The 25,663-nt window shown below is 45.0% G+C and carries 28 protein-coding genes; 24 read left to right on the top strand and 4 right to left on the bottom strand.

From position 1 onward, the window contains the following. Positions 1-340 precede the first annotated feature (340 nt). From DQG23_RS33215 to DQG23_RS33175, 9 genes are all read left to right on the top strand, one after another. Positions 341-1,150, top strand: coding sequence for a M55 family metallopeptidase (locus tag DQG23_RS33215; protein ID WP_158560816.1), 810 nt, complete (start codon positions 341-343; stop codon positions 1,148-1,150). A 319-nt stretch (positions 1,151-1,469) separates the two neighbouring features. After that, on the top strand, positions 1,470-1,784 hold the full coding sequence (locus DQG23_RS33210; protein ID WP_113035331.1) for a Uma2 family endonuclease: 315 nt from the start codon (positions 1,470-1,472) through the stop codon (positions 1,782-1,784). A gap of 785 nt (positions 1,785-2,569) precedes the next feature. Further along, positions 2,570-2,920, top strand: coding sequence for a phosphotransferase (locus DQG23_RS43885; protein WP_113035343.1), 351 nt, complete (start codon positions 2,570-2,572; stop codon positions 2,918-2,920). After that, on the top strand, positions 2,887-3,606 hold the full coding sequence (locus tag DQG23_RS43225) for a GNAT family N-acetyltransferase (protein WP_238178157.1): 720 nt from the start codon (positions 2,887-2,889) through the stop codon (positions 3,604-3,606). Before DQG23_RS43885 ends, DQG23_RS43225 begins: the two co-directional genes overlap by 34 nt. A gap of 394 nt (positions 3,607-4,000) precedes the next feature. Continuing rightward, the gene (locus DQG23_RS33195; protein ID WP_113035330.1) at positions 4,001-4,444 is read left to right on the top strand and encodes a DUF6376 family protein; all 444 of its coding nucleotides are present in this window, start codon (positions 4,001-4,003) and stop codon (positions 4,442-4,444) included. A 266-nt stretch (positions 4,445-4,710) separates the two neighbouring features. Beyond that, positions 4,711-5,304 (top strand): class I SAM-dependent methyltransferase, encoded by a 594-nt coding sequence (locus tag DQG23_RS33190; RefSeq protein WP_113035329.1) that lies wholly within the window; start codon positions 4,711-4,713, stop codon positions 5,302-5,304. Positions 5,305-5,471: 167 nt separating this feature from the next. Then, complete coding sequence (locus DQG23_RS33185; protein WP_113035341.1) at positions 5,472-5,990, top strand: HIT family protein; 519 nt, start codon at positions 5,472-5,474, stop codon at positions 5,988-5,990. A 131-nt stretch (positions 5,991-6,121) separates the two neighbouring features. Further along, positions 6,122-6,697, top strand: a complete 576-nt coding sequence (locus tag DQG23_RS33180; RefSeq protein WP_337589424.1) for a histidine phosphatase family protein — start codon at positions 6,122-6,124, stop codon at positions 6,695-6,697. A 106-nt stretch (positions 6,698-6,803) separates the two neighbouring features. Next, positions 6,804-7,283: an NUDIX hydrolase gene (locus DQG23_RS33175; RefSeq protein WP_238178156.1), complete on the top strand. Its 480-nt coding sequence runs from the start codon at positions 6,804-6,806 to the stop codon at positions 7,281-7,283. A gap of 278 nt (positions 7,284-7,561) precedes the next feature. Here the strand turns inward: DQG23_RS33175 and DQG23_RS33170 are convergent, their stop codons facing one another. Both DQG23_RS33170 and DQG23_RS33165 read right to left on the bottom strand, forming a co-directional pair. Continuing rightward, a complete protein-coding gene (locus DQG23_RS33170; RefSeq protein WP_113035327.1) occupies positions 7,562-8,029 on the bottom strand; it encodes a GNAT family N-acetyltransferase in 468 nt (155 codons plus the stop codon). Between the two features lie 41 nt (positions 8,030-8,070). After that, positions 8,071-9,264, bottom strand: a complete 1,194-nt coding sequence (locus tag DQG23_RS33165) for an RNA polymerase sigma factor (protein ID WP_158560815.1) — start codon at positions 9,262-9,264, stop codon at positions 8,071-8,073. Between the two features lie 330 nt (positions 9,265-9,594). Between DQG23_RS33165 and DQG23_RS33160 the strand changes: the two genes are divergently transcribed. The 7 genes from DQG23_RS33160 (at position 9,595) to DQG23_RS33130 (ending at position 12,636) form a co-directional block, all read left to right on the top strand. Beyond that, entirely contained in the window at positions 9,595-9,897 is a 303-nt protein-coding gene (locus tag DQG23_RS33160; RefSeq protein ID WP_113035325.1) for a type II toxin-antitoxin system HicB family antitoxin, read from the top strand. A gap of 21 nt (positions 9,898-9,918) precedes the next feature. Further along, positions 9,919-10,206 carry a hypothetical protein gene (locus tag DQG23_RS33155; protein WP_113035324.1) on the top strand — a complete coding sequence of 96 codons (288 nt, stop codon included), beginning with the start codon at positions 9,919-9,921 and terminating at the stop codon, positions 10,204-10,206. A 120-nt stretch (positions 10,207-10,326) separates the two neighbouring features. Next, positions 10,327-10,638, top strand: a complete 312-nt coding sequence (locus DQG23_RS33150; protein WP_337589423.1) for a GyrI-like domain-containing protein — start codon at positions 10,327-10,329, stop codon at positions 10,636-10,638. Positions 10,639-10,781: 143 nt separating this feature from the next. Further along, positions 10,782-11,138, top strand: coding sequence for a hypothetical protein (locus DQG23_RS33145; RefSeq protein ID WP_113035322.1), 357 nt, complete (start codon positions 10,782-10,784; stop codon positions 11,136-11,138). Positions 11,139-11,260: 122 nt separating this feature from the next. Next, positions 11,261-11,527 (top strand): hypothetical protein, encoded by a 267-nt coding sequence (locus DQG23_RS33140; protein WP_146762430.1) that lies wholly within the window; start codon positions 11,261-11,263, stop codon positions 11,525-11,527. 129 nt (positions 11,528-11,656) lie between these two features. Continuing rightward, entirely contained in the window at positions 11,657-12,124 is a 468-nt protein-coding gene (locus DQG23_RS33135) for a GNAT family N-acetyltransferase (RefSeq protein WP_113035320.1), read from the top strand. 311 nt (positions 12,125-12,435) lie between these two features. After that, entirely contained in the window at positions 12,436-12,636 is a 201-nt protein-coding gene (locus tag DQG23_RS33130) for a cold-shock protein (protein WP_113034398.1), read from the top strand. A 252-nt stretch (positions 12,637-12,888) separates the two neighbouring features. On the opposite strand, the gene DQG23_RS33125 is transcribed toward DQG23_RS33130, so the two are convergent. Further along, the gene (locus tag DQG23_RS33125) at positions 12,889-13,113 is read right to left on the bottom strand and encodes a PspC domain-containing protein (protein WP_113035319.1); all 225 of its coding nucleotides are present in this window, start codon (positions 13,111-13,113) and stop codon (positions 12,889-12,891) included. A gap of 501 nt (positions 13,114-13,614) precedes the next feature. Here DQG23_RS33125 and DQG23_RS33120 point away from each other — a divergent pair. The 3 genes from DQG23_RS33120 (at position 13,615) to DQG23_RS33110 (ending at position 16,914) form a co-directional block, all read left to right on the top strand. Further along, the gene (locus tag DQG23_RS33120; RefSeq protein ID WP_113035318.1) at positions 13,615-14,742 is read left to right on the top strand and encodes an NADH:flavin oxidoreductase; all 1,128 of its coding nucleotides are present in this window, start codon (positions 13,615-13,617) and stop codon (positions 14,740-14,742) included. A gap of 231 nt (positions 14,743-14,973) precedes the next feature. Continuing rightward, entirely contained in the window at positions 14,974-15,765 is a 792-nt protein-coding gene (locus tag DQG23_RS33115; RefSeq protein ID WP_113035317.1) for a nucleotidyltransferase domain-containing protein, read from the top strand. Between the two features lie 207 nt (positions 15,766-15,972). Continuing rightward, entirely contained in the window at positions 15,973-16,914 is a 942-nt protein-coding gene (locus tag DQG23_RS33110) for a LysR family transcriptional regulator (protein WP_113035316.1), read from the top strand. Between the two features lie 28 nt (positions 16,915-16,942). Here DQG23_RS33110 and metE read toward each other — a convergent pair whose 3' ends face one another. After that, complete coding sequence (gene metE, locus DQG23_RS33105) at positions 16,943-19,213, bottom strand: 5-methyltetrahydropteroyltriglutamate--homocysteine S-methyltransferase (protein WP_113035315.1); 2,271 nt, start codon at positions 19,211-19,213, stop codon at positions 16,943-16,945. Between the two features lie 272 nt (positions 19,214-19,485). Between metE and DQG23_RS33100 the strand changes: the two genes are divergently transcribed. The 5 genes from DQG23_RS33100 to DQG23_RS33080 are packed head-to-tail and all read left to right on the top strand — an operon-like array spanning position 19,486 to position 25,652. Then, on the top strand, positions 19,486-20,400 hold the full coding sequence (locus DQG23_RS33100) for a poly(ethylene terephthalate) hydrolase family protein (protein WP_146762429.1): 915 nt from the start codon (positions 19,486-19,488) through the stop codon (positions 20,398-20,400). A gap of 23 nt (positions 20,401-20,423) precedes the next feature. Beyond that, positions 20,424-21,626, top strand: coding sequence for a pectin acetylesterase-family hydrolase (locus tag DQG23_RS33095; RefSeq protein WP_113035313.1), 1,203 nt, complete (start codon positions 20,424-20,426; stop codon positions 21,624-21,626). Between the two features lie 18 nt (positions 21,627-21,644). Continuing rightward, positions 21,645-22,271, top strand: a complete 627-nt coding sequence (locus DQG23_RS33090; RefSeq protein WP_113035312.1) for a TetR/AcrR family transcriptional regulator — start codon at positions 21,645-21,647, stop codon at positions 22,269-22,271. Continuing rightward, positions 22,268-24,052, top strand: coding sequence for a sensor histidine kinase (locus DQG23_RS33085; RefSeq protein WP_113035311.1), 1,785 nt, complete (start codon positions 22,268-22,270; stop codon positions 24,050-24,052). The genes DQG23_RS33090 and DQG23_RS33085 overlap by 4 nt, the downstream gene beginning before the upstream one ends. Continuing rightward, complete coding sequence (locus DQG23_RS33080) at positions 24,024-25,652, top strand: response regulator (RefSeq protein ID WP_113035310.1); 1,629 nt, start codon at positions 24,024-24,026, stop codon at positions 25,650-25,652. Before DQG23_RS33085 ends, DQG23_RS33080 begins: the two co-directional genes overlap by 29 nt. The last annotated feature ends 11 nt before the right edge of the window (positions 25,653-25,663 follow it).

Below are 25,663 nucleotides of genomic sequence, written 5' to 3'. Positions count from 1 at the left end.
TTCTACGCTGAAGTTGGCTAATTTGGCTAATTTCAGTGCAGGGGGGCATTTGCATGGAAAAATCATGATCGGGTCAGGATGCGTCGCGCCGGTGAACGTGACTTTTAGGCGAACGAGGAGATTCTATCGGCAAGAGTGTGGGAATCTCCCAGAAAATCTTGAGATTGTGCATGTTCGTCTTGCTGGCAAGCCGTTATCGTATAGAGAGACACGGAGTTCCCCGATGGGAGGAGTTACGCATGAAATTCGACGCGCTTTATGTCGAACGGCTGCTCTTCATCGGTTACCTGGATTCGAGCGTTACACCCCGGACGACAAGATTATCGGAGGAGGAATTTCATTGAAAATCTATATAATGACCGACATGGAAGGCGTATGCGGCGTCGTCAGCCATGATGAGTGGGTTACGCCTCAAGGCAGATACTATGAAGAAGGCAAAAGGCTGCTGACCATGGAAGTAAATGCGGCGATCGACGGATTTGCGGCGGCGGGAGCAACCGAAATTTTCGTTGCGGACGGTCACGGATACGGCGGCATAAACAACTTGCTCCTCGATAAGCGGGCCTTGTATTTACGCGGACCTGAGCCGGGGCCTTATCCGTTTATACTTGACGAAACATTCGACGCAATGGCTTGGGTAGGTCAACATGCGAAATCTGGAACGGAATTTGCGCAGATGCCGCATACAGGCTGGTTTAATGTACTCGATTTCCGAATAAATGGTATATCCGTCGGGGAATTCGGTCAGATGTCGCTATGCGGCGCTTCCTTGGGCGTACGTTCGATCTTCGGCGCGGGCGATGAGGCGTTTACGAAAGAAGCGGCAGCGTTGGTTAAAGGAATTGAAACGGTTAGCGTCAAACGAGGAATCATGCCGGGAAGCGGAGAACAATACAGCACGGACGCCTATAAAGAACGATATAACGGAGCGATCCATATGCATCCGAATCATGCATGCGAACAAATTCGAGCGGGGGCTGAACGAGCGATGCGCCGATTCGCCGAAGACCGCGAGCAATTCGAGTTGCTCAAGCTTCAACCGCCATACCGGTTGGAAATCAAGTACCGCAGCGATGACAAGAGAGAAGCGCATACCAAACATTTTGAACACCCTGACAGCGTTATTAAATTGCTGAACAGCTCGTTATAGTCAAAATTAAGCGTTGGAAAAGGAAAGGAAGATGAAAGAGGTACCTTCGTGGGATACGCTTGAGAAAACGCTGGAGCAAGGTGACGATAAGGAGCGGAGATGAAATTGCCTCGGCAAGCGCTTGCCGAGGCGGGCGGCGACAAGCAGAAGGCGGCCAAAGCTTCTCGGCTTGAGCAAGTCTGCTTTTTACGACAAATGGGGCAAGTATGATGACAGCCTGTAGCGGATGCGCAGATCGGCGTGTTTGGATTGCGATTCTCCTTCTCCTTCCCACCCGGAATGTATGATAAAATGAAGGGAAATCTAGGGAGGCCATATGATGGAGACTCCGAAGCCGAAGCATGGCAGGCAGGATACGGCGAAGCAATTGAAAGAACGACAGGGCTTCTACGCTATTCCCGAACGTTACGAAATTATCGGGGGCATCCGCTACGATTTTTTGGCCTCTCCCAAGTATGTCCATCAGATAATACTGACGAATTCAGCATCTTGCTTTTCATGGGCGCGCTCCCGGGAAGGCGAAAATATTTTGGCGCCGATGAACGTTCAATTTGACGAGGACAACATTCTTCAACCGGACGTTATGAAACCGTGTGGCGGTTCGTTCGCAGCGGCAATCTGCATGTCGTGCTGACCGATATTTTGATGCCGGAGTGTTTACTTGATAATGAATGGGATTATTGGGTGCTTCCTTGAAAAAGATTTTTCGATAGGGGATGCATACGACAATATTGAATAACGGTTGTTTACTTTGATCGGCTCCGTGCCGTTCAAGGTTTTCTTTTTGTTCTGACATGTTACGAATTCCTTAGGTTATTTAAATGGGAATTCAACGCATTTTGCAGCTGTTTCATTTTGTATTATGGAGGCGTTTGTAACTCCAAGATCCATTGAGGGGCGGAGATTACAGCTGAACTATCGTCGAAGATGTGAATTTTACCGGTTAAGGTTTTTAAGATAATTTTTTATTCGTTTTAGTGATGTTCTACCCTTTTTTGAACAGTTTAATTTGGATAAGCTGCATTTACTTAATTGTGAGAACTTTTTATATTTGCGCGAGCCGGAATTATTAAATCAGTCGCCCGATGTTGTCTCGGCAGGGCTGGACTTAGCAGAGCTAGTAAGCGAATGTGAGGACTTGTTGAGTTTAGCGGAACATCTCATGTACATTGGAAAGAAACTCTCTAAAACATGTGCTGGGATCGGATGATTACCCATTAAGCTACTGTGAAAGAACGGATTAACTTTCACTCTCTGTGGTGCTGCGCTTTGTGCAGCATGTATGGCTAAATAGGTACGATAGTTGAGGAGCTTGCAGCAATGCATCTCTTCATTTCATTTGTAGTAACTGGTAGTTTAGTTATAATTGTTATTTATCGGCATTAAACGGTATCTTTTGCTATTATCAGGTGAGAGTCTCTGCGCCAAAACCGCAAGCGTTTCGTCCGTCCACCATGTGTACGTTTCAAGCTCTGGCTGATTTATATCTCCGGTGAAAAATGTCAATATTTCACGACATCCTTCACTCCCAAAAGTGAGGCCAAATGGCAGCTTAAATATGCTAATGATGCCGAACACGAAGTAATCTGCCATAATGATGCAGCGTATTATAATCTCGTCTTTCGGAATGGGGAGCCGGCGGCGCTGATTGATTTTGACATAGCAGGCCCAGGTCCGCTCCGCGCCTGTGGGACATCGCATATACCCTTTACACATCGCTACCGCTCGGGGATTTTATGCCTGACTTTTCTTCGGGAAAAATGGAAGTAGTACCCTATCAGCGTGAAAAACATGATGCAGAGCGCAGTCGGAGAATTCACCTGTTTTTTGAATCTTATGGAGTTCCCGTACCTAACAATCTGCAAGAGTGGATTATTGAACGGTTGATTGTACTGTGTGAGACGATGAACATTTTTGCGGCTAACGGAAACCAAGCCTTTCAAATAAGATTGATAAAGGGGCAGCTGGCCCACTATGAGAATGAGATTCGATTCGTAAAAGATCGGAGGAGACTTATGGCTGATATAGCATTAGACAATATCAAGATAACAGTAGAATCGAGTGACACTGATTACAATCAGGTATGTACTAAGTTATATGAATACAACGTTCGAGCGACTAATGGTTTACTCAAAAAGCCAGGCAAGGATATTAACTTATATTTAAAGGATGAATCAGGCAAAGTCGTAGGTGGTTTGTTTTGTGAAACCTGGTCTTACGGTATGTATATTGATGTATTCTGGATAGCTGATGAATATAGAAACAAGGGATATGGAAAAGTTATGATAATAGAAGCTGAAAGACTCGGGAAAGAACTTGGTTGTATATTTGCTCATACTTGCACATTTTCGTATCAATCGCCAGCATTTTATAGGCGTATGGGTTATGAAGTTTTTGCCGTTAATGATGAATATCCAGAAAATATAAAACAATTTTTCTTAAAGAAGAAATTGTAATCATTTTAAATTTTGTAACGAACGAGGTACAAGTTCAAATAACCCACATAGCAGTAGCATGGTGGCAAAAACATTAAGCTAACGGGTACGTTAGTTTCATAACGTATGTTAGCAGGGCTACCTAATTTATCGACAGCCCTGCTGTTTTATCGGGCAAGATAATCCAAAATGATTAACCGTTTCCCTCTTCTAATGTGGATGAACGCGACATATGTTCACTGGACCGATTATGACACATCTTTGAAAATGATCGTGAGCAAAAACCAGCAGGCTCTTTTTTTATAAATCAGGAACAGGCAGCCCTTGTCGGCTGCCTGTTTCATTTTACTTGAAACCATTTTATCCATCTCAGAGTAATAATAATTATAAAACCATTAAGGGGAGAATCAAGAAGATGCGATTGCGATTTCTACTAGTAGTGCTTGCGGTCTGCTTGCTGCCGGGATGCTCTTTATTCGATGGCGTGAACAATTCATTGAATTATGTCGATCAAACAACAACCTACATTAATGATGTCAACCGATTCGCAAATGAAATACCGGCTCTTGCTGAACAAGCGGTAACCAATGCGCAGGCAAGAACAACATTGAAACAAGAGTTTGAGAATATGAAAGAAAAAGTCGCTGCTTTTGACGGTATTCAAGCCCCTGCATTTGCCAAAGAAATTCACGAACAGTTGGTAAGCTATAATGAGACACTGATGAAAGAGATTAACGACTACCTGGAGAAAATCAATAATGGGGCTATCGACTGGAACTCCATTGCGAATTCGCAAATGGTCGAAACGATCAAAAAAATAACCGGGATCTTGGATCAAGTCAAAAATCTAGGTCAGTAAGATTCACTAGCTTAGATTGTTCTTGTCATCCGACATCAACCGATATTTGAAATGCTGTCGGGTGACAAGAGCTTGATCTCATTAAAAGCCGCATAGCGGCTTCTTGTGTTTATGGGATCAAAGTTCTTGTCAAAATCTAATGACAAGAGGTATTACTCAAAAAAACGGGCCATTTTGTAGAATAAAGGAGTACATTTTACAGGAAATTTAGTGGATTGGACAGAATGGGTAATAAGGAAAAATATTTTATGGGAAGGTGTTAAAGAATGAGTTGGGACGAAGCGTATGTAAATGGGAGTTTTCGAGATATGTGGGATCTTCCGTATCCATCACAGGAGTTGGTCGCTTTTATTGCCGCTATAAACTTTCCAAAGGAGACAGTGGGTTTGGATGTTGGTTGTGGAGCCGGTCGAGAAGCAGCTTTTCTTGCCGAACACGGATTGAAAATGATTGGAGTGGATCTAAGTGTAGAAGCTCTCAGGATCGCTGCTGAACGGGCAAAGGAGGCGGGGGTGCTGGTTGACTGGCGTCAAGGAAATGTCTTAGATTTACCGGTTGAGGACCGGTCCGTAGATTTTGTAAATGATCGCGGCTGTTTTCATTCAATTGCCGAAGAGGAACGAGATCAATTTGCACGAGAAATTGCCCGCGTCCTCAAGCCGGGTGGCATGATGTTGCTCAGAGGTTGCCGTGAAACAAAAGAAGAGGGGCATTTTATCCCTGTGACGGGACAAGCAGTCGACCGACACTTCGGTAAATATTTTGACCGTGGGGAAGTGTATCCAATTCAAATGGTAACCGGTATAGGTTTCAGCCGTGAAGGAATGAAAGGAAACCTAGTAGTGCTTAAAAAAAAGTGACTAAAGTGATAGTGAAACAGGAGTACGAAACCTTCATAATTCAGCCTGTCGGCGTGACCCGGCAGGCTTTTCAATAGGCAGGATTGTGTAACACCATGTTGAATCTTAAAGCTATCAAATCAATAAGAGGCAACCAAATGGACTATGAACGGAGTTGAATGAGAAAGATGACAGCATTATTTTCACATAAGCCCGAAGGATACGAATGTCCATTTTGTCGTGTTTCGGGTATCGATCGACTTAATCAGGGTACAAAACAGAGAGATATCATCTATCAGAATGAAAAGGTAACGGCATTTATAGCGAGCAAATGGTGGCCAAACAATAAAGGACATGTTCTTGTTGTACCTAATCAACATTTCGAGAACATCTTTGAGCTCCCTGCGGATTACGCTGCTGAAATTCACCGCGCGGCTCAGCTTACAGCGTTTGCAATGAAAAGCACATATGGATGTGATGGGATTTCTACACGGCAACATAATGAGCCTGCTGGCAATCAAGACGTGTGGCATTATCATCTCCATGTTTACCCTAGATATGTGAATGATCAACTTTATCTGACAAAGGGTTCTCAGTCCGATCCGGATGAACGCTCTTTCTATGCTGATAAGTTGCGTTCTTGGATAAAGGAAAACATTGAAGGCCTAGGAGGAGCGAATGATAACCCTAATAGAAGACTAACTTGAGATTACGCGGGTCCTCTGTAACGTTAATATCAGCCGTAAAGCAAAGTTCCATGATAAATATGGCACGATCTTTAAGATGACGGACTTCCTTTTGGAAGCTGGATTTTACAATACGGACCTTAGGGATGGGGATGTTTCTGGTGATAATCGGGTTAGTGAGACATGGAATTACGGATTGGAATATTGAAAAGCGTGTACAAGGGCATAGCGATATACCACTTAATGACACTGGTAGAAAACAATCTTGTGCATTAGCAAAACGCTTGATGAATGTGAAATGGGAGTACATTTATTCAAGTGACCTCTCAAGAGCTAAAGAAACGGCTGATATTATTGGCCAATCATTGGGGCTCACTGTAAAAACTGATGAGAGACTTAGAGAAATGCATTGCGGTGAAATTGAAGGAACTACTCTGGATGAAAGGATAATTAAGTGGGGTAGCACATGGGAGAAACTTGAGCTAGGTATCGAAAATGATGAGGCGATTATTGATAGAGGAATGTCGTTTATTTCGGATATTTCGAACTCCTTGACAGGGAAAAAAGTACTGATTGTTAGCCACGGAGCATTGATAGGACTAACTCTAAAGAGGTTAATACCTCATGTAAATACAGAAGATCATTTGAAAAACACTTCGATAACTGTTTTAAGTCTAAAGTCAAAATGGGAATGTGAAATTTATAATTGTGCTAGACATCTTCAGTGATTGTTCAACAATCGTCTACTAACTTAATCAGATTAAATCCTTCCATAAGAAGCAAACTAGACTTTATAGCGCTTTTATGGGAGGTTTTTATTATGGGGAGGGTTGCATGATGAGTTTTGATCACAATGAACTAACAATTAGGTGTAAAGGGATTGCAGTTGTACTTCTTAAAAAAACTGAACATCAATGCCAAGTCCTTTTATTGAAACGAGCCTCGTCCATCCTTCACGATGTGTGGTGTTATATTGGCGGTGGTATTGAAACAGGAGAAAAAGCTTGGCAAGCAGCATTAAGAGAGATCCAAGAGGAAACTGGAATTACTCATGTTACTTTGTACAACTCCAATAAATTTGACCAATTTTACTCCTCAATTGACGATTTTATTAATCTTGCACCTGTATTTGTAGGATTTGTCGAGGAGAAACAAGATGTGAAATTGAATAATGAGCATAAGGAATTCAAATGGATGAGTTTTGAAGAAGCAAGTGAAAAAGTGACATTACCAGGCAATGATGAAGTTCTTCGATTTATTGAAAAGCATTTTGTAAAGAGAGACCCATTAGAATGGTTGAGAGTGGTTATATGAATTTATTCTTTATGGCTATCATCTATATAAAAAATCTGACTTAACCAACAGGTACGAGAGTTGTAATAATTGACCAGAACGAGGCTGCCGATATGAATTGGCAGCCTCTTTGCACGAATGGGCAGTTATACGTGGCCAAATCTCACTTCTAAATGCACGTCACCTTTTTTCAAACAACGGTATCCCCGTACATGATTCTTATTCTAATTCCTCAAATTCGACAAATGCCATTAGGACACTAAGTGAGAATCCTTCATTGATTGGTTAAGATGGGAAGTCTAGTTAATGCTTAAATCCTTTTGATAAATTTTCGTCATAGTTCCGTTTGCCATTGGCGCTAGTTCCTTGAATACCCATCCTGTATTTTCGTAATAATCATAGCCTTCGTTACAAATCAAGAACAAATCTTTATACCCCATACTTCTGATTACTTCGATAATACAGTTCTGTAGGAGTGTTTCAACTCCTTTATTTTGCATATCTTCAGTAACATACAAATTGGTCATCCACGGATATAAATCTTGTCTGCAGCGCAGGTTATTCCGCCATATTGCGACTGTACCAACTAGTCTTTCGCCACATAGCGCAATATACGTCAGTGGAATTTTATTGCTTAGGGTGCTATGGAGTGTAGTGTATTTCATGTTCTCCAGAGTCTGTTTTGCGCCCCACCTATGCCAAAACCATTCACTTACTTCATTTAGGTACTCCAATCTATCTGCAAGATTCACTACGGTTATATTCATCTACCGATCAACTACCTTTCATTTAGAATACATTATTATGATTAGGATAAGCTTTTTAAATCTTCAATCCATTGCTGACGAACTTCAATACATGAATACAAAAAAGCACCCTCAAAATCGTTTGGCTCTCTAATGATCTCATTAAGAGCCTCTTGGCCGTACCTCAATAGGATAAACTCACATATAAGGTAGGAAAACTGAAAGCCTTTCATTTTTTCAAAATCCCATGTGTTATTTTCAAGTTCAGAAAAGGTAGGAATTTGTCCTTGTTTTACTAACTCTAAAATTGAATTTTTTATATAGCTCTGAGTCATTAATCCAGCTTCATATCCCCCTAGACCTTGGTACAGCCACTTTGGAGTTGACGGGTTAATGTCTTTTACCAACCACATTGTAAAGAGATGCACAGTAGATTTAAGAATGGATTCGTAGGTGTGTTCCGGGCCTGGATGTAAGGGAGAAGCGATCTTAATCGTATCACTGTCAATCAAACCCATAAACCAATTTGGAGCATTAGGCTCGTTTACAGCTTGATGGAAGGAGTAAAGATTCGGATAAACCTCTATCGTTAACTTCCTTGAAGGTTGGTGCCTTAGTTGTGAACAAATTCGATCAACATTAGCTCTAAGGTGCTCGAGGATATCTTGATAAATCTTGATATGCGATGTAGGTTTATTTGTAGGCTCAACATCTTTACTTACAATCGAGATACTGTCTATAAATGACACTATTTTTTGAACATCCCAATCATCAAGTTCATTTCTTAACTTGGCTAGCGCCCTGTATAACCGATTTTTCACGGCGCTAATCCGCATCCCGACAATCTCCGATACTTCTTTAAATGTGCACCCTACATCATAATGTAATGAGATTATTTCACGGTCGAGTTGGCTTAATTTGAGTAACCCCATGGTTACATCGATTCTTAATTCAACATTCTTAGTGAACTCAATAGTTATGAATCGGTTTTCCATATCCAGCATGTCTATCGAAACCTCTTGGTTTCGATACCTTTTTCTGAATTCGTTTTTTAGCGTGTTATTAGCTATATTGCTCAACCAAGTGAATACACTTGAATCTCCACGAAAAGTATGCCAATTTTCCATAGCCTTAACAAAGGTTAACTGAGTGACGTCCTCTGCTGTCTGAATATCGACCTTCAGCAAGAGGTAGCGGTGGATTTTTTTATAATATTGCTCGTAGATTTTATTGAATTTGTCATTGGGCCCAGACACATGTGAACCTCCTTTGCTTTCACATATGATTAGACACCAAAAAGTTATAAATGGCCACATAACCAAAAAAATTTTTAAAATAAGAACGTAAATGCTCGTTTAACTACCCTGGAAAATCTAAATTTTCATCATCATTGATGCCGTGAAGCGCGGCATGGGGGGACTAACGTGCGACATGAGCTCAATTAATAAGCGAAGGCAGCCGTCCAGAACAATCGGCTATCGTTTCTCAACTAACGGGCAGGAAAATAGAATTTCCTGTAAAATAAAAAGAAGAAAAGTATACCCCCCGAATAAAACGGATAACTTTAAAGGAGGTTTAAAGCGGATATGCAGAGAGGTTTAGAGTATTACATGGGACTTAACTTCAATGTGATAATCGAAAAAGTCGACTCAGAAAACGATCCTGAAAATGGACAGTATTTGACCGCTCAGATAGCGGAGCTTCCAGGATTAAAAGCTGAAGGTAAAACTCATGAGGAGTTGCTTATTGACTTGGAGATCATCAAAAGGTTTTATTTTGAGTTTTGCATTAAGCATGGTAAGCCTATACCAGAGCCTGGCAGTGATCCAAGTTCAACGCCACTGGATAACCGGATGGGATGGACCATCTTCCGTCCTATTTCCGAATAAACCACTAATGGGTCAAGGTTCTTGAAGAAGAGTACTGATGCGTACAACCACACTGAAATTCCTAACGCTTTAAGAATTATTGTGGGACTGAAAAAAGACGAGGGAGGAAATATCAATGGGGAGGTTATTATGGAGAATAATTCCGTAAAGTTAACTGATAACCGTAAAGAGTATAAAAGCGTCTACCAACTGAAACCGAATATTGTCATGATTAACGAAATTCCTGATCTGAACTTTTTGGTGATTGAGAATGAGGGAAGAAGGCATGATTTGACTAAAGATGATCCCTCCCTTATCTGGTTGTTCTGAAGGATACAGAATCAGTTGAGGATAATCACTTCGAAACGTATGCAATACAATTTCCGCCTAATGCCGTTTGAAATGATATGGCAAGATCAATTACCAGATGGAATATGGAAGCGAGTCGTCATGGTACAGGTTCCGGAGCAGATCGACCAGTTGCTCGTTGATGAGGCGATTCGCAACGTAAGAATCAAAAATAAAGGCGTGGAATTTCTTGCTCCATCATTCCGACGTATCTCGCAGAGGTTGTGCGCGCACACTTTGCATCTTGGTCATTACGATGAGATCGCAAACACAGAAGACCATATCATCAAGACTGTATCTTCACAAGGCTTTCGTTCACGGGGAAAGACTCGGGAAATCTATATGAATCCGCCGACCTGGAATCCTGTTGAAAAGTGGCAAACGATCGTCCGGATACCCATAGAAAAAATATAAATTTTATCCACTTTGTTATTGAACTAACAGGTACGATAGGTCAATAAATACATGACGGCAGCCGGCCACAGAACGATCGGCTGCCGTTTCTCAACTAACGGGCAGGACAATTAAGAACACAAGAGAATATTTGAGGTGATATATTGGCTAACTATAACTGGGATACATTAGAGGATATTTATATCCGGCAAACTGAACTAACACTAAAAAAAGGGGTAGTAATAGAGATTTTGATGACTTGTTTTAAACCAATCGGGACCCTTAACGCCCGAATTCTTGACTCTTTATTTGGATCATGGACTTTTCCTCATGATGGAAAGTACGTAAATCCATTTAAATTACTAGAATTTTCGAGCGAAGATAATTGGATAAATGCAAAGGTGTTGTTTATGAAGAAAAATAAAGAAGTAGATGAACTTAAATTATTTTTTCAAGATGTGCTTCATTTTCTTAATTCAGACCATATCAAAGTTGAAAGAATTGAAGCCAAATTAAGCTAACGGGTACGATAGTGAAATGATGGAGAAGGTGCCTCGGCGACTTGCTCCAGTTCATTAAAGTAACGGGCAGGAGAGTTTAGCTGTGTGTGGAATATTATAGAAAAATGCAAATGGAGGTTAGAATGAGTAAAAGTAACGATGCACTGAAAAGTTTAGAACTTTACATTGGTAAATCAGAAGGTCGTGGACTCAATGTCGTAGTCCAACTCCCACTGGAGATTGCACTTAGAATACAATCATTGATTCAGATTCAGCATGGTGCATTGCAATCTGCCGATACTTTGATCGATTCGCTAAAAAAGAACTATGACAAAGAAAACTCTTTTGCACGAATCGATGAAGATACAATTAAAGTCAATGACATAATTGTTAAATCTGCGCTAACCTAACCCTTGTTTTTGCGCTAAACCAAGGCTGCCGCGGGATCGGCAGCTTTATTACGCTATTGAGTAGAGAACTTCCAATATCTGTATAATTGATATTGGAAATTAGAAAAGACTTTCTGGGGGGATTGGTTAGTGGAATTTAGAGAAATAACGTGGGACAACTTTATTGAATGTATTGAGCTGCAAGTTACAGAGGAACAGAAACGCTTTATTTCCTCCAATCAACATGCACTCGCAGAAGCTTATATTGCCTCAAAAGAGGGTCAAGTCATTATTACACATGCGATTTATAAAGACGAGAAGATGGTCGGCTTTATAATGATGTATTATGACGATGGAAATGGCAATTTCGATTACAGCAGTTATGGAGTTTTTAAAATCATGATTGATGGGCGATATCAGGGCAAAGGGTATGGCAAAGAAGCCATGATAAAAGCTATAGAATTTTCTAGGGCATATCCTTATGGAAAAGCGAGGGTCGTTGAACTTACATATAAACCAGAAAACCTAGTTGCGAAAAATCTATATACATCACTAGGTTTTGTAGAAACAGGGAATACCCACCCTTCTGGTGAAGTATACGTTGAGTTTGTCCTATAGCCTATTGAGCTAACGGGTACGTTTGTTCATTAAATGTAATAAGTTGAAATCTTATTTTCATCCAGGATTAATAAATCAAGCCTATAATAAACAATGACCCCCTTGTTAAAATATAAACCGTAGACCCGCAGCCCGTTACTGAGGGTCTCTTTTTTTGCTGTTGAATGAGCTTATGGGCAGTTGTCTTCATTTAAAGCTTAAAAGTTTTCAAAACAAATTCCGACAGATTTTGCGTCTGTAATCTGATATACTAGTGAATAGTCCCGTATTGTTGAGGGCATAATGTTTTAAACTTTGGAGGTTATTTACTCATGGAAACAGGTACTGTCAAATGGTTTAATGCTGAAAAAGGGTTTGGCTTTATTCAAAGGGAGAGCGGCGAAGATGTATTCGTTCATTTTTCCGCCATTCAAGGCGAAGGTTACAAATCTTTGGACGAAGGACAACGCGTTGAATTCAATGTTGTTAAAGGCCAGCGTGGACCTCAAGCGGAGAATGTTGTAAAACTGTAATAATGACATTAAAGCCTGTTCCTGACGATATGTCTGGAGCAGGCTTTTTATTATCTCTTGCCCATGAAATTATTGAACTAACGGGTACGATAGCACAAAAATAAACGAGGCTCCCGGCAGTCTCGTTTATTTATTAGCAGTATCCCTAGTAGGGCGTGCCTTATTGAGCTATAAAAAATAAACGACCAGTATGCTCCCTGGTTATACATAGAGGAGTTTTTCTCATTTGCGACCTGTAAAAATCCTAGTAGATTAATAGGATCGGAATCTGCCAAAGTAGTTGTCGACGCCGTAAGGCGCTTTAGGAACGACGACGCTTGCGATCAAATAAACGAACGCGACTGTTCCGAAACTGATGCATGCCGCAATAATGACGAGCAAACGCACGATCATTGCGTCCATGCCAAGCCGTTCCGCTAATCCGCCGCATAAGCCGGTAATTTTGTTGTCCGTTCTCGAGCGAAATAATCTATTCATGAATATCACATCTCCTTCAACGTAGCGCCGCAGCGCTTGTAATATCTTTATTGTAAACGACAGGCCCCGCCATCGAAATGGACCAGGGTCGGTCGGCCGGGCTAGGCATAAGTCCAGTAGTAATTCGTTCGGAGGATGGGTAGGAATCGCCGCCGCTAAGCGAGCAAGTGGAAATCTTAACCTCATTTTCGATTGAAAGCTTCTACAGGAAAATAACCTGTGCGGTAAGGTGTGGTGTGGTGTATAATGCGTAGCAATAAAGTGAAATCGATCGGCCTATTTATTAAGGTATGGCATTATTTCCGGAGCTTCAAACTGCGCAATAAGTTGCTGATTATGAAAGCTTCGGCTGGGACAAAGGCGAAAAATAAAGCAATTAAAAAGTAGTGCTTTGGGAAAAAGTATGGTATAGTACATTCAACAACTGTAATAATTTATATGACAGTTTGAATAGTGAGGCTTATGAAACCAATTTTAATTCATAATGGAGGCAATGTTAAAATGAATAATCAAAATATCCAAACTGATGCCAAGTTAGGACCTTTATTCGAGTCCTCCAAGCTTGGAACTTTGACCCTAAAGAACCGGGTCGTCATGGCTCCAATGACGAGAGCCTTCTCTCCGGGTGGAGTGCCGGGTCCTGATGTGGCCGCTTATTACCGTCGCCGTGCTGAGAACGGTGTAGGACTTATTATTACGGAGGGTACCCTGATCAACGATCCGGCAGCGACCAATAATCCGAATATTCCGAATATCCATGGGGAGGAAGCGCTGAAGGGTTGGGCTCGCGTCGTCGCAGAAGTACATGAAGCCGGCGGGCTGATTATGCCGCAGCTGTGGCATATCGGCACGGACCGTAAAGTAGGAGCCGTTCCGAACCCGGAGGAGCTGCCGATCGGACCTTCGGGCTTGGATCTCGCGACCTTTGAAAAAGTCAATGAGCCGATGAGCCAGGAAAGGATCGATTCCGTTGTTGCCGCCTACGCACAAGCGGCTGCTGATGCCAAACGGATCGGCTTTGACGGGATTGAGCTTCATGGCGCGCACGGCTATTTAATCGATCAGTTTTTCTGGGAGAGAACGAACCGGCGCACCGACAGCTATGGCGGTGACCTTGTGAAAAGAACCCGTTTTGCCGCTGAAATTATTGCAGCTTGCCGTCGCGCCGTAGGCCCCGATTTCCCTATCCTACTGCGGATCTCGCAATGGAAATCAAGTGATTACGAAGCGAAATTGGCAGTCAATCCGGATGAGCTGGCCAAATTCCTAGCGCCGCTTGTAGAAGCGGGTGTTGATGTATTTCACTGCTCGACTCGCCGCTTCTGGGAACCGGAGTTCACCGGTTCCGATCTGAATTTCGCAGGCTGGGTTAAAAAATTAACAGGCAAACCTACAATCACTGTGGGCTCCGTAGGTCTGGATAATGAGTTTTTATCTTCGTTTAGAGGGGAAAACGCAGGTACGGCAAACGTGGATAACTTGACCGACAAGCTTAAAAATCAAGAGTTCGATCTGGTTGCTGTCGGCCGTGCGCTGCTGGTGGATCCGGCATGGGCGGCTAAGGTCCGCGATGGCCGGCTTGACGAGCTGAAGCCTTTTACCCCTGAAGCGCTACGTTCGCTATCATGACAATGCTGTAATTCTAAGCTTTTGTTTAAATGATTGGACACCGAGTTAGCGGGAGAGCCCGATTTTTGTTTTATGAGATAAGGTTCTTGTCAAAATCAAATGACAAGAACCTTATCTTATTCCCGACGGCTTGCATACGATTGGTTTAAAAAATACTGTTTGACTGGTGATTGGATACTTGATATGATGGCGTAATGCCCTTTTGAGGTCATTATTTTAGGAGTGATATCAATGTCTTTACAAATGCATGAAGATTTTATTATCCAAGCCAAAGAAAAACTTCAGCAGGACCATCGCTTCCTTGGACTTCTTGCAGGGGGTTCCATGATTACAGGTACTACGGATGAGTACAGCGATTTGGATTTAATAGTCGTATATGATGCCGGGTACAGTGAAGAAATAATGAATCACCGCGTTCAAATTGCCGAGAAGCTGGGGAACTTGTTATCCGGCTTTACAGGCGAACATGTGGGAGAACCGCGTTTAGTGATCTGCCTATATGGGCCACCGCCACTACATGTTGACTTAAAGTTTGTCACTGTTCAGGAACTTGAACAAAGGATTGAGAATCCTTTAATCCTCTGGGAAAGAGGAGAGGAGATAAGCTCCTTCATTCAAAGGACATCAGCGGACTTTCCATACCCCAGTCCCCAATGGATCGAGGATAGATTTTGGATATGGGTGCATTATGGCGCGACAAAGCTAGGAAGGGGAGAATTGTTCGAACTAATCGATCACCTTACCTATATGCGAAACGCTGTACTTGGACCACTGTTTCTGATCAAGAACGGTGAACTTCCAAGAGGGGTAAGAAAACTCGAAAAACATGTGAGTGAAGAACTCGATGAACTTAAAGAAACGATTCCAAACCACAGTACAGAGAGTTGTTACCACGCATTACAAATGACCATTCGGTTATATCAACGACTTCGTCAGCAGTTAGGTGATTTCGAATATAAAAGAGCGGCGGAACAAGTTTCAATTGCTTACCTCGAAACGGTTTACTCCTCTTTAGATAAATAAACAACTCATATTGCAAAAAAAAAACGACGGTAATCGCTTTTGAAAATATGGAATATAAGTTATTGACCAATGCGGTTGGATTCTGCGGGAATATGCCGAGGACACGGGTAAGTTAAAGTAGAACTTCAAAAGTGACGGAGAAATTCGAAGGAGTATTGTTTCGGAAATACGTTATACTTAAAGTAACACATTTAAGGAATGATCATATTGACCTTACAGCAATTAAAATACATATTAGCAATTGTGAGTTGCGGTTCCATTAGCGAGGCAGCCAAGCAACTTTTTATTTCTCAACCCAGCTTATCCAGCGCAGTTAAAGAAATGGAGCGGGAAATTGGCGTAGACATTTTTTTGCGGTCATCCAAGGGAATCGTGCTTTCTAATGAAGGGGCAGAATTTTTATCCTATGCGAGACAAGTCGTAGAGCAGGCAGAACTTCTTGAGCAGCGGTATATGAATAAGAAACCTTCGAAAAAGCTATGCGCCATATCGACGCAACATTATGCTTTTGCCGTACAAGCGTTCGTCAGCCTATTGAAAGACTTGAACACGAACGAGTATGAGTGTACGCTGCGCGAAACCAGGACATATGAAATTATCGAAGATGTGCAAAATATGCGGAGCGAGATCGGCATCCTTTATCTCAATGACTTTAACCGGAAAGTTATCGAGAAAATACTGAAAGAAAGCGAGCTCCGATTCCACCCGCTGTTCGTAGCCGAGCCGCACGTTTTTATTAGCTCTACGCACCCCCTTGCGGCAAAGACGATTTTTGAAATTGAAGATTTGGACGAGTACCCGTGTCTCTCTTTCGAGCAAGGCGAATACAATTCTTTCTACTTCTCGGAAGAGATTCTCAGCACTAGGTCATACAATAAGAAAATAATGGTTAGTGATCGAGCGACATTATTTAATCTCCTCATCGGGTTAAACGGTTATACGATCAGTTCGGGCGTGCTCAATGAGGACTTAAACGGAGAGTATATTAAATCAGTGCGTCTGCGAACAGAAGAGACTATGCAGATCGGATATATCACGAATAAGAAAGCCAAACTGAGCTTGCTCGCCACCGACTATATTCGCAAGCTTAAAAGCGTTATCTCAGATTATGGTTACCCCATTCTAAGCCAAGAAGATGAACTCGTCTGAGTTCATCTTCTTGCTTTACGTGTATGCATTACAACGTTTCTCTGACTTCTTTCGCGGCTTGAACTAAATGTCTCAGACTAGCCCAAGTTTCGGTTACGCCGCGCGTCTTCAGCCCGCAATCGGGATTGACCCACAGCTTGGCGCCGTCGATCTTGTCCAGCATGCGGAACAGTCCCTGTTTGAGTTCATCGACGCTTGGAATGCGAGGGGAATGAATATCGTAAACCCCCGGACCGACCTCCGTTTGGAATCCGCACGCGTTGATCGCATCAATAATCGCAAGGTCCGACCGGGATGCTTCGAACGTAATGACGTCGGCGTCCATGTCATCGATATCGCGAATAATATCGCTGAATTGGCTGTAGCACATATGGGTATGAATTTGCGTTTCGGCTTGCACACCGCTATGGACCAATCGGAAAGCGGGGATGGCCCAGCTCAAATACTCCGCTTGCCAATCCGACTGCCGGAGCGGCAGCTTTTCTCTTAGTGCGGCTTCGTCGATCTGGATGATTTCAATATGATTAGCTTCCAAATCCAACACTTCTTCCCTGATCGCAAGCGCAATCTGGATGGCGCTGTCCTTCAAGCTAATATCCTCGCGGGGGAAGGACCAGTTGAGGATTGTGACAGGACCGGTCAACATCCCTTTTACCGGTTTGCTGGTCAAGCTCTTGGCATAAGCCGAATACTCGACTGTCATTGGTCTGGAACGGCTAATGTCTCCCCATACGATCGGCGGCTTTACGCACCTTGTTCCATAAGACTGCACCCAAGCGTTTTCCGTGAAAATAAAACCGTCCAAGCTCTCCCCAAAATATTCGACCATATCGTTACGCTCATATTCGCCGTGGACCAGCACGTCCAAACCAATCTCATCTTGAAGCGCGATGCATTCCGCGATCTTGTCGAAGTTGAACTGTTTGTACTGCTCCGCGGTAATGGAGCCTTTCTTGAAGGAGAACCGGTTCGCTCTAACATCGGCTGTCTGCGGGAACGAGCCGATAGTTGTCGTCGGCAGCGGAGGCAGTTTGAACTTAGCATTCTGAATCGCTTCCCGTTCAACGAAAGCGGGCAGTCTCTTGAAGTCCGCATCCGTCAAGGTTGCCGTTCTCGCCTGTACAGTCTCGTTACCCGCGAAACGGGTGCCGTCGAAGAGCACCTCGTTCTGCCTATACAGCTCGGTTGAATAAGGATCTGCATGCGACAAGATCTTTTTGAGCTCCGCGAATTCATGAAGCTTCTCTTCCGCAAACGCGAAATAACGTTTGATCCCGTCTGACAACGCCGCTTCGTTCTGTAACGAGTAAGGCACGTGCAGGAGCGAACAGGAGGAGCTAAGCACCAGCTGCTTGGCTTGCCCGTTCAACTTTTGCACAAGGGTGAGCGTGTTATGATAGTTGTTTCTCCAAATGTTCTTGCCGTTTACGACACCGGCGAACAGCACTTTATCATCCGAAAATCCGTATTTCCTCACGAGCTCCAGAGACTGCTTCCCTTCGAGAAAGTCGATTCCGATCCCGTCGAAAGGAAGAGATTGAAGCTCTTGATAACAGTCGCGAACGTCCCCGAAGTATGTTTGAGCGAGAACCTTGACGTTGCCTTTGGCGGATAGAATTCGGGAATACAGCTTCGTGAAGAGCACAAGATCCTCTTTGGTTAGATCCGTTACCAGTTTGGGCTCATCTAATTGAATCCACTCGGCACCGAGCTCGTTCAACCTTGTCAGTACGTTCGCATAAGCCTCAGCCGTTTCATGAACGAAGTCGTCGGCTTGTTTGCCTTCGGTATATTTGGCAAGCTTCAACAACGTAAAGGCTCCGATCAACACAGGCTTCGTCGTGATATTGTTCTGCTTAGCCTCCAAGAACTCATCTAACAGCTTCGTACCGGCCAATCGGATGGTTGTGGAATCGTCGACTTCGGGAACCATGTAGTGATAGTTCGTGTTGAACCATTTTTTCATGGCTAACGCTTTAACGTCGCCTTGCTCCCCTTGATATCCTCTGGCCATTGCAAAATACGTTTCTAATGGGTTAAGTCCCAACGCTTGGTAGCGCTCCGGAATGATATTGAACAAGCACGCTGTATCGAGCAGACCGTCATAAAAGGAAAAGTCGTTCGACGGGATAAAGTCGATGCCATTCTCTTGTTGTCTTCTCCAATGTCTGATTCTAAGGTCGGCGGCAGTCCGATGCAGCTCATCGATTGTAATGTCGCCTTTGAAGTATTTTTCGGATGCGAATTTAAGTTCTCGCAATGATCCGACTCTAGGATAGCCGATAAGTGATGTTTTCAATTCCAATCTCTCCCTGCTCTGAATGATGATTTCATTATAGAGCGGGGAAGGTGCCATCGAAAAACACATAAAAACTATATCGGAGTATAGTTTTTTTATATGGGTATGTCATGCAAGCGAGTGGTGTTATCATCGCGGACAAAGTGACAGAGCTTGTCGGAGCCCCAATCGCTCCAATATAGCGTTGACAGAAAGGGCTTTCAAAATTATAATTTGTTACACACGGTGTGTAATGAATGAACTAGGTGTAACATAAATTGAATGAGGAAGGAATGCAGAACCGTATGTCGACCTCGGAACAGCCGACAGCACGCCCATGGATAAAGTGGGTGTTCATGCCTCTGATTGTGCTACTTATGTATGTGCTTAAATTACGCGAGCGGTTATACCGCTACCGACCGGAGCCGCTGGAGCGGTTGTATCGCGAATCTGGGCCTTACCGAAGCGCCAGCGCAGTCATTCATGACGAACAGGGACGCCCGTTATATCGGATCGATTATCCGGAAGATCGGATGGATGCCTGCCCGGTTGTCATTTGGGGCAACGGCTCGGATGCTCAGCCGGAGAATTATGGAGATTTGCTGGCTCATCTGTCCTCTTGGGGGTTTACGATTGTCGGCAATTATTGCCGCAATACGGGAACCGGCAAGGAGATTGCGGATACTGTCAACTATGTGCTGCGTGAGAATGACAAGCCAACAAGTCTCTTGTATGGCAAGATCCGGACGGATCGGATTGGCGCGGTTGGTCAATCTCAAGGCGCCACCGGGGTTCTGAACGCCAACAAGTATTTGGAGAAGCCGCTTCAGACGGTTGTTACGATCGCTCTGCCGGCTTTGAAATGGTGCGATGCGAAGGATGTGTATGAAATCGGGAGCCAGTCTGCAGACTTGTTTTTCATGGCCGGTACGCATGATTTCATAATATCTCCGACAGCTTCCAATTCGAAAGCCTATCATGCGGTTCGTCCGGGGCAAGCGGCAGTCATGGCTATGACGAAATGTGCAGACCATCTGGAAAGCATGGGGAACGGAGGCATGCATAGAGGCTATTTGACCGCGTGGCTGCGTTATCGGTTGGCGGAGGACGGGCTAGCCGCTACCGCCTTTGCGGGCAAGAGCCCCGAGATACATCGCAATAAAGGCTGGAAGCATGTCAGCACCCAAAATATTAAGGACGTTAATTAAAGACGGGGAGAGGGAACCGACCAATGAAAACGATTAAACGCATTCTTTTTTATTCCATTGCCACCGCTGTGCTTTCCATCGTGTACTTTAACCGCAAAGTTCTCAAGCGACCGAGCAGCAAAACCAGCTTTGAGCAAACGAAGCCCGGCAAGTGGAATAAAGTGAAGCTGGGCACAAAAACAACGGCAACCGACGGCTCGAAGTTTTTCTTGTACACCCGCAAAGGCGCAAGCCGCAATTTGATGATTTATTTTTGCGGAGGCGGTGCCTGCTGGGACGGCGAGACGGCGCATATCCCTTTGTCGCTGCGCTCTTATCTCAAGCAAGGACAATTCGGCTATTACTTCGCGCGTATTCCTTTTTATATCCTTAGCATGCATCGGGGAATCTTCGACCAACGTCCCGACAATCCGTTCTCGGAATGGAACATCGTGTTTATCCCATATGCGTCCGGCGATTTTCATATCGGCCATACGACAGCCCGTTATGAGAACAGAAACGGCTCGAAATCACGAACGGTCAGGCACAACGGTAGAAATAACGTAGAGGAAGCGTTACAGTGGATTTACCGGAATTTCGAGACGCCGGAAAAGCTGCTCATTGCAGGCTCCAGCGCCGGAGGCTTCGGTTCCGCCTTCTGGGGGAGCAAAATCGCGAATCATTACGCCAGTGCCGAAATTTATCATCTCTCGGACAGTTCTTTTCTCGTTACCGATCAGTGGCCGACTATTGTGGACAACAATTGGAAGGCCGAATTTCAGCGGACGTTCTCTTATCCGATGGAAGCGGATATGATTGGAGCCGCCTTCCGCCATAACGGCACAGCCATGCCTGCACATTCAGTCCTGCTTCATGCCTGCACGGTCCACGATAAAGTGCTGACTTCGTTTCAGAATAGGCTGAACGGCAAAGGGGACGAGATCAATAGGCAAAGCACGGAGGAATGGAGCCGTCAATTCCGAGCGTCTACCCGTAGGCTTGACGAACAATTGCCTAATTTTTATTATTTCCTCACCGATCATGAATACGATTCGACAACTCATACGACTCCGCATACTCTGCTGCCAATGAAAGCCTTCTACGAGGCGGAGGAAGAAGGCACCAAATTAATAACGTGGCTCGACGGCATCATTCACAAGAACAAACGCGTCTCATTGGGCTCCCGCTTTCTTCAGAACAAGGAAGCCGAACCGGCGGATGCAGAGAAAACTAGAATGCAAGCCTAGAACAAGGGGGATCGCACAATGAAGCTTAGAGAAAAGCAGCTTCAGCTAACAAGGGAAATGATCAAGGAGGCTGCGTTGGAAACGTTTTGCGAGAAGGGGATCGAAGGCTCGGACCTCGTTCTCGTCGCTGCCCGCTCAGGTACTTCCAGACGGACGCTTTACCATCACTTTAAAGACAAGGAGCAGCTCGCGACCGAGGTGTACGTGGACAATCTCAAAAAAATGTTCGGGAGACTGCTTCTTGAATTCGACTTCCAATCGCCGCGCGCTTCAATAGAGGCCATTCTGAATAAATATTTGTTCTTGAGGGAGCACCACCCGGATTTGCTGTATTACGATTCGCTCTTCAGCGTGTATTTTGCCAGCATGGGCAAAAATCCGGCGGAGCTGCCGGCGTTCAAGGAATTGATCAGCGAGGAAACCCATCTGTCGGTGAGCGCGTTTTCGCTCGATTTGCAAACGGAGGAAACGGGGCAAAAGCTCGTTTGGATCGAGCGCACGCGGATGGTGACGCATCTTTACTTCATTTATTTGCAGAAGTCTGTTTTAATTTCCCGCCAGAATCAAGATGCGACGAAAGCCGAGGAAATCGAGCAGAACATTCGTTATAAGGAATTTCTACTCAGCTTGTGGGACGTACAATGAGTGGGAGCCGCCGTCGAGGGCTAAGACACACGATTCGCTTCAAACTGGCGGCAGGCGTAGCCGCGATTCTCGTGCCGCTTATCTCCCTGCTTAATTTCAACCAATATTATGCCGCGCAAGTCGTCCGAACGCAGGTAGCCGAGAGCAATCAAAGCTATATTTCGCTTTATATGAATCAAATAGACGGCGTTTTGGAAGAGATCGACAGCTTCCTCATCGGCATGATCGTTTCCGACCCGAATTTGCCGTTGTTGGATAAACGGCAGTCCGAGGAGCAGGCGGCCCTGTTAAAGGTGCAGCTCTCCAAGCAGCTTGCGAACGAAATTGCCCGTTACGGAACGATGGACGAATTTTTTATTTATTCGGCTATCGACAACAGTCTTATTGAATCATTTAGCTTGCGGCCGTCTTACTCCGAGCGAGTTGCTGTAGGAGAAGAACTCGTCCGGTTGCTAAGCTTAGCTTCCGTGAAGTCTCCGCCTAAGGCAAGAAATTGGATCATTCGCGAGATCGATGGCAGCTACTATATTGTAAGGCTGCTTCAAGCTGAACGAAACACCTACGTCGGAGCTTGGGTGAAGGCGGAGAGTCTGCTTGTTCCGCTTAAGCTGATCGACTTGGGGGAAAGCGGCCTCTCCTTGTTCGCCACGACGGAAGGGAAGCCGATGATGCATACCACATTTATTCGCGAGAATGAAATCGATCTTAGCTTCGCCAAGGGAGGATACAGCTTATCCGGGAAGCCGGAGCGTTATTTAACCGTGGGGGCGTTATCGAAGCAGGGAGACTTTCGCCTCGCAGCGCTTATACCGGAACAAAAAATCTTAAAGGGCCTGTTTAATCTCCGGGAATGGAACATGGTTGTTTCGGTCGGCTCGATCTTGCTGCTGCCGCTGAGCCTGCTGCTGCTTCGCCGAACGATTTTGCTGCCGATTCGAAGGCTTCTCGTCGCGATGAAGCGAATCGGGGAAGGTCATATGCAAGGAATTCCCGAATCCAGTACCTCGACGGAAGAGTTTCGCATTGTGAACGACAACTTTAACTACATGCTCTCCCAAATCAGAGAGCTGAAAATCCATGTTTACGAGGAACGATTGAGCAAGCAACAAGCGGAGCTGAGACAGCTTCAAGCGACGATTAACCCTCACTTTTATTTGAACTCCTTAAACATTATGCACAGCCTTGCCGCCGTTGGCGATTATAAGCTGATTCAGGAAATGTCCCGCTGTCTGGCGGACTATTTCCGGTATATATTTCGCAGCGGCGCTTCATTCGTCTCCCTTGGAGATGAGCTTACGCATACGCGTAATTACATTCGGATTCAAGAGCTGCGGTTTCCTGGCCAATTGAGCAGCGAAATCGAGGTTCCTTCTTATTTGCTAGAGCTGGCCGTTCCCTCGCTTGTTATTCAAACGTTCGTGGAGAATGCCATTAAGTACGCCTTTTCGTTGGAAAAGCCGTTCCGTCTTACCCTTAGTGGAAAGCTGGAATCGGACGAAAGCGAGCCTCGCTTGCTCCTCGTTATGGAGGATACCGGGGGCGGGTTCCCTCAAGAGGTGCTGGAAAGATTGGCAGAGGGGAGGAGCTTGGAGCGCAAGGACGGAAGCAGGCATGGCTTATGGAATGCGCGGCGCAGGCTGGAGCTGCTGTATGAAGGACATGCCGACTTGAAGTTTGCCAACCGGGATTCAGGAGGAGCCAGGGTTGAAATTCGTCTGCCGATGAAGCCGTTCCCCAAGGGAGAGGACGACAATGATGCTGAATGTATTAATCGTCGATGACGAGATTCATTTTGTGGAAGCGGTTAAGCGTATGGTGGATTGGGCGGGACTGGACGTTGCCAACGTTTATGTCGCTTATAGTTCTTCTGCCGCAGAGCAGGCTTTTCAGGCGCATGACATTCATGTGCTTCTTTGCGATATTGAAATGCCGCAGAGGACCGGTCTGGAGCTGCTGGAGTGGATGAGGCGGAAGGAGCTTCGGACGGTGCCGGTTCTGATGACCTGTCACGCCGATTTTCGGTTCGCTCAGGAAGCCGTACGTCTTGGCTGTTCCGATTATTTGCTCAAACCGCTGTCCAAGGAGGAGCTGGAAAAAGCTATCCATAAAGCGGGTCAAATTGCGAATCGGGAGCAAGAGCGGATTGAGGCGCAGCGAAATAAGCTATGGTGGTCGCATCAGCAGGACTTGAATCTTGAGAGGTTTTGGACGGATCTGTTGAGCGAAGCGATTCCGGCTAATCGCGGAGATTTTCTTCGCGAAGCGGCCGCCCGGCAAATTTCACTTTGCAGGGATGCCGAAGTGCTCCCGATATTAATGGTCGTTCGACATTGGCATCAGGATTTTCGGGTTAGAGACAGAAAGCTGTTGGAGTATGCGCTGAAAAATGCGGGCAAAGAACTGATCGGAAGGCTTAATCCGGGGAGCGTGTTCGTGCCGGTCGGCAGCGAGGCTTGGCTGCTCATTATGTCTGTTACCCCGGATCAGCGTATAGGAGAGAGCGGACTCGCCTTCATGTGTCGCCGATTGGTTGAATTTTGCCAAACAAACCTCTATTGCGAGTTAACCTGTTACGAGGGGCAAGCCATACCCGGACACGAAGTTTCATCAATGCTTCACAGATTGCTAAGATTGGATCGGAACAACGTGAACGGAGCCGGTTATGTCAGCCTTGCCGCGGAGAACCGTTCCGTCGATGCTTCAATTGCCTTGCCCGATATGAGCGGTTGGGCGGCGTTGCTCCGGCAGGGCGTTAAGGAGAGGCTGCTGGAGGAAGCCGCAGCGTTTATTGGCAAGCTGAGGCAGCGGCCGGACATCGACAGCCGCTATTTGCTCGCATTCAAAGAGAATTTTCTGCAAATGACGCATGCGGTGCTGCAGCAGCAAGGTGTACAAGCGCATCTTATGTTTTGCGACGGGGGCAGCTTGCGGTTGTCGGAAGCGGCGTCGCGATCCTTGGCGGATCTGGAGCGCTGGCTTGTAAATATCATTGCGAAAGCGGTGGGATATGCTCAAGCTTCTTCCGTGGGAGAAGTCGTCGAACGCGCAACCCGTTACATTTTGTCCAATCTGGATCAGAACCTGTCCAGGGAGGCGGCGGCCAGCCACGTTTATTTGCATCCGGATTATTTGACTCGCTTATTCAAGAAGGAGCTCGGATGCACGATTCCTGAGTTTATTTTGCGCGAAAGAATGAAGCTGGCCAAGCAGCTGCTTACTCATTCGGAGCTTCCCGTAAGCGCCGTATCGATGGCCAGCGGTTATGCGAACTTCTCCCATTTCGCCAAACTGTTCAAGCAGCAGACGGGCTTGACCCCGGTAGAATTTCGGCAAAGCGAGCGCGGAGGCTCCAATAACAAAGTCGAAATCACGTCAGGCTAAAGTCGAAGCTG

It is taken from the genome of Paenibacillus contaminans (assembly GCF_003285015.1).
GTDB lineage: Bacteria > Bacillota > Bacilli > Paenibacillales > NBRC-103111 > Paenibacillus_V > Paenibacillus_V contaminans.
This window is presented reverse-complemented; position numbering and strand designations above follow the sequence as displayed.

What these genes read in the sequence shown, in the direction of transcription:
- DQG23_RS33210 (WP_113035331.1), top strand. Translation starts at nt 1,470, where the DNA reads ATGGAGACTCCGAAGCCGAAGCATGGCAGGCAGGATACGGCGAAGCAA.
- DQG23_RS43225 (WP_238178157.1), top strand. Translation starts at nt 2,887, where the DNA reads ATGCCTGACTTTTCTTCGGGAAAAATGGAAGTAGTACCCTATCAGCGT.
- DQG23_RS33195 (WP_113035330.1), top strand. Translation starts at nt 4,001, where the DNA reads ATGCGATTGCGATTTCTACTAGTAGTGCTTGCGGTCTGCTTGCTGCCG.
- DQG23_RS33190 (WP_113035329.1), top strand. Translation starts at nt 4,711, where the DNA reads ATGAGTTGGGACGAAGCGTATGTAAATGGGAGTTTTCGAGATATGTGG.
- DQG23_RS33185 (WP_113035341.1), top strand. Translation starts at nt 5,472, where the DNA reads ATGACAGCATTATTTTCACATAAGCCCGAAGGATACGAATGTCCATTT.
- DQG23_RS33180 (WP_337589424.1), top strand. Translation starts at nt 6,122, where the DNA reads ATGTTTCTGGTGATAATCGGGTTAGTGAGACATGGAATTACGGATTGG.
- DQG23_RS33175 (WP_238178156.1), top strand. Translation starts at nt 6,804, where the DNA reads ATGATGAGTTTTGATCACAATGAACTAACAATTAGGTGTAAAGGGATT.
- DQG23_RS33170 (WP_113035327.1), bottom strand. Translation starts at nt 8,029, where the DNA reads ATGAATATAACCGTAGTGAATCTTGCAGATAGATTGGAGTACCTAAAT.
- DQG23_RS33160 (WP_113035325.1), top strand. Translation starts at nt 9,595, where the DNA reads ATGCAGAGAGGTTTAGAGTATTACATGGGACTTAACTTCAATGTGATA.
- DQG23_RS33150 (WP_337589423.1), top strand. Translation starts at nt 10,327, where the DNA reads ATGGTACAGGTTCCGGAGCAGATCGACCAGTTGCTCGTTGATGAGGCG.
- DQG23_RS33140 (WP_146762430.1), top strand. Translation starts at nt 11,261, where the DNA reads ATGAGTAAAAGTAACGATGCACTGAAAAGTTTAGAACTTTACATTGGT.
- DQG23_RS33130 (WP_113034398.1), top strand. Translation starts at nt 12,436, where the DNA reads ATGGAAACAGGTACTGTCAAATGGTTTAATGCTGAAAAAGGGTTTGGC.
- DQG23_RS33125 (WP_113035319.1), bottom strand. Translation starts at nt 13,113, where the DNA reads ATGAATAGATTATTTCGCTCGAGAACGGACAACAAAATTACCGGCTTA.
- DQG23_RS33120 (WP_113035318.1), top strand. Translation starts at nt 13,615, where the DNA reads ATGAATAATCAAAATATCCAAACTGATGCCAAGTTAGGACCTTTATTC.
- DQG23_RS33115 (WP_113035317.1), top strand. Translation starts at nt 14,974, where the DNA reads ATGTCTTTACAAATGCATGAAGATTTTATTATCCAAGCCAAAGAAAAA.
- DQG23_RS33100 (WP_146762429.1), top strand. Translation starts at nt 19,486, where the DNA reads ATGCAGAACCGTATGTCGACCTCGGAACAGCCGACAGCACGCCCATGG.
- DQG23_RS33095 (WP_113035313.1), top strand. Translation starts at nt 20,424, where the DNA reads ATGAAAACGATTAAACGCATTCTTTTTTATTCCATTGCCACCGCTGTG.
- DQG23_RS33090 (WP_113035312.1), top strand. Translation starts at nt 21,645, where the DNA reads ATGAAGCTTAGAGAAAAGCAGCTTCAGCTAACAAGGGAAATGATCAAG.
- DQG23_RS33085 (WP_113035311.1), top strand. Translation starts at nt 22,268, where the DNA reads ATGAGTGGGAGCCGCCGTCGAGGGCTAAGACACACGATTCGCTTCAAA.
- DQG23_RS33080 (WP_113035310.1), top strand. Translation starts at nt 24,024, where the DNA reads ATGATGCTGAATGTATTAATCGTCGATGACGAGATTCATTTTGTGGAA.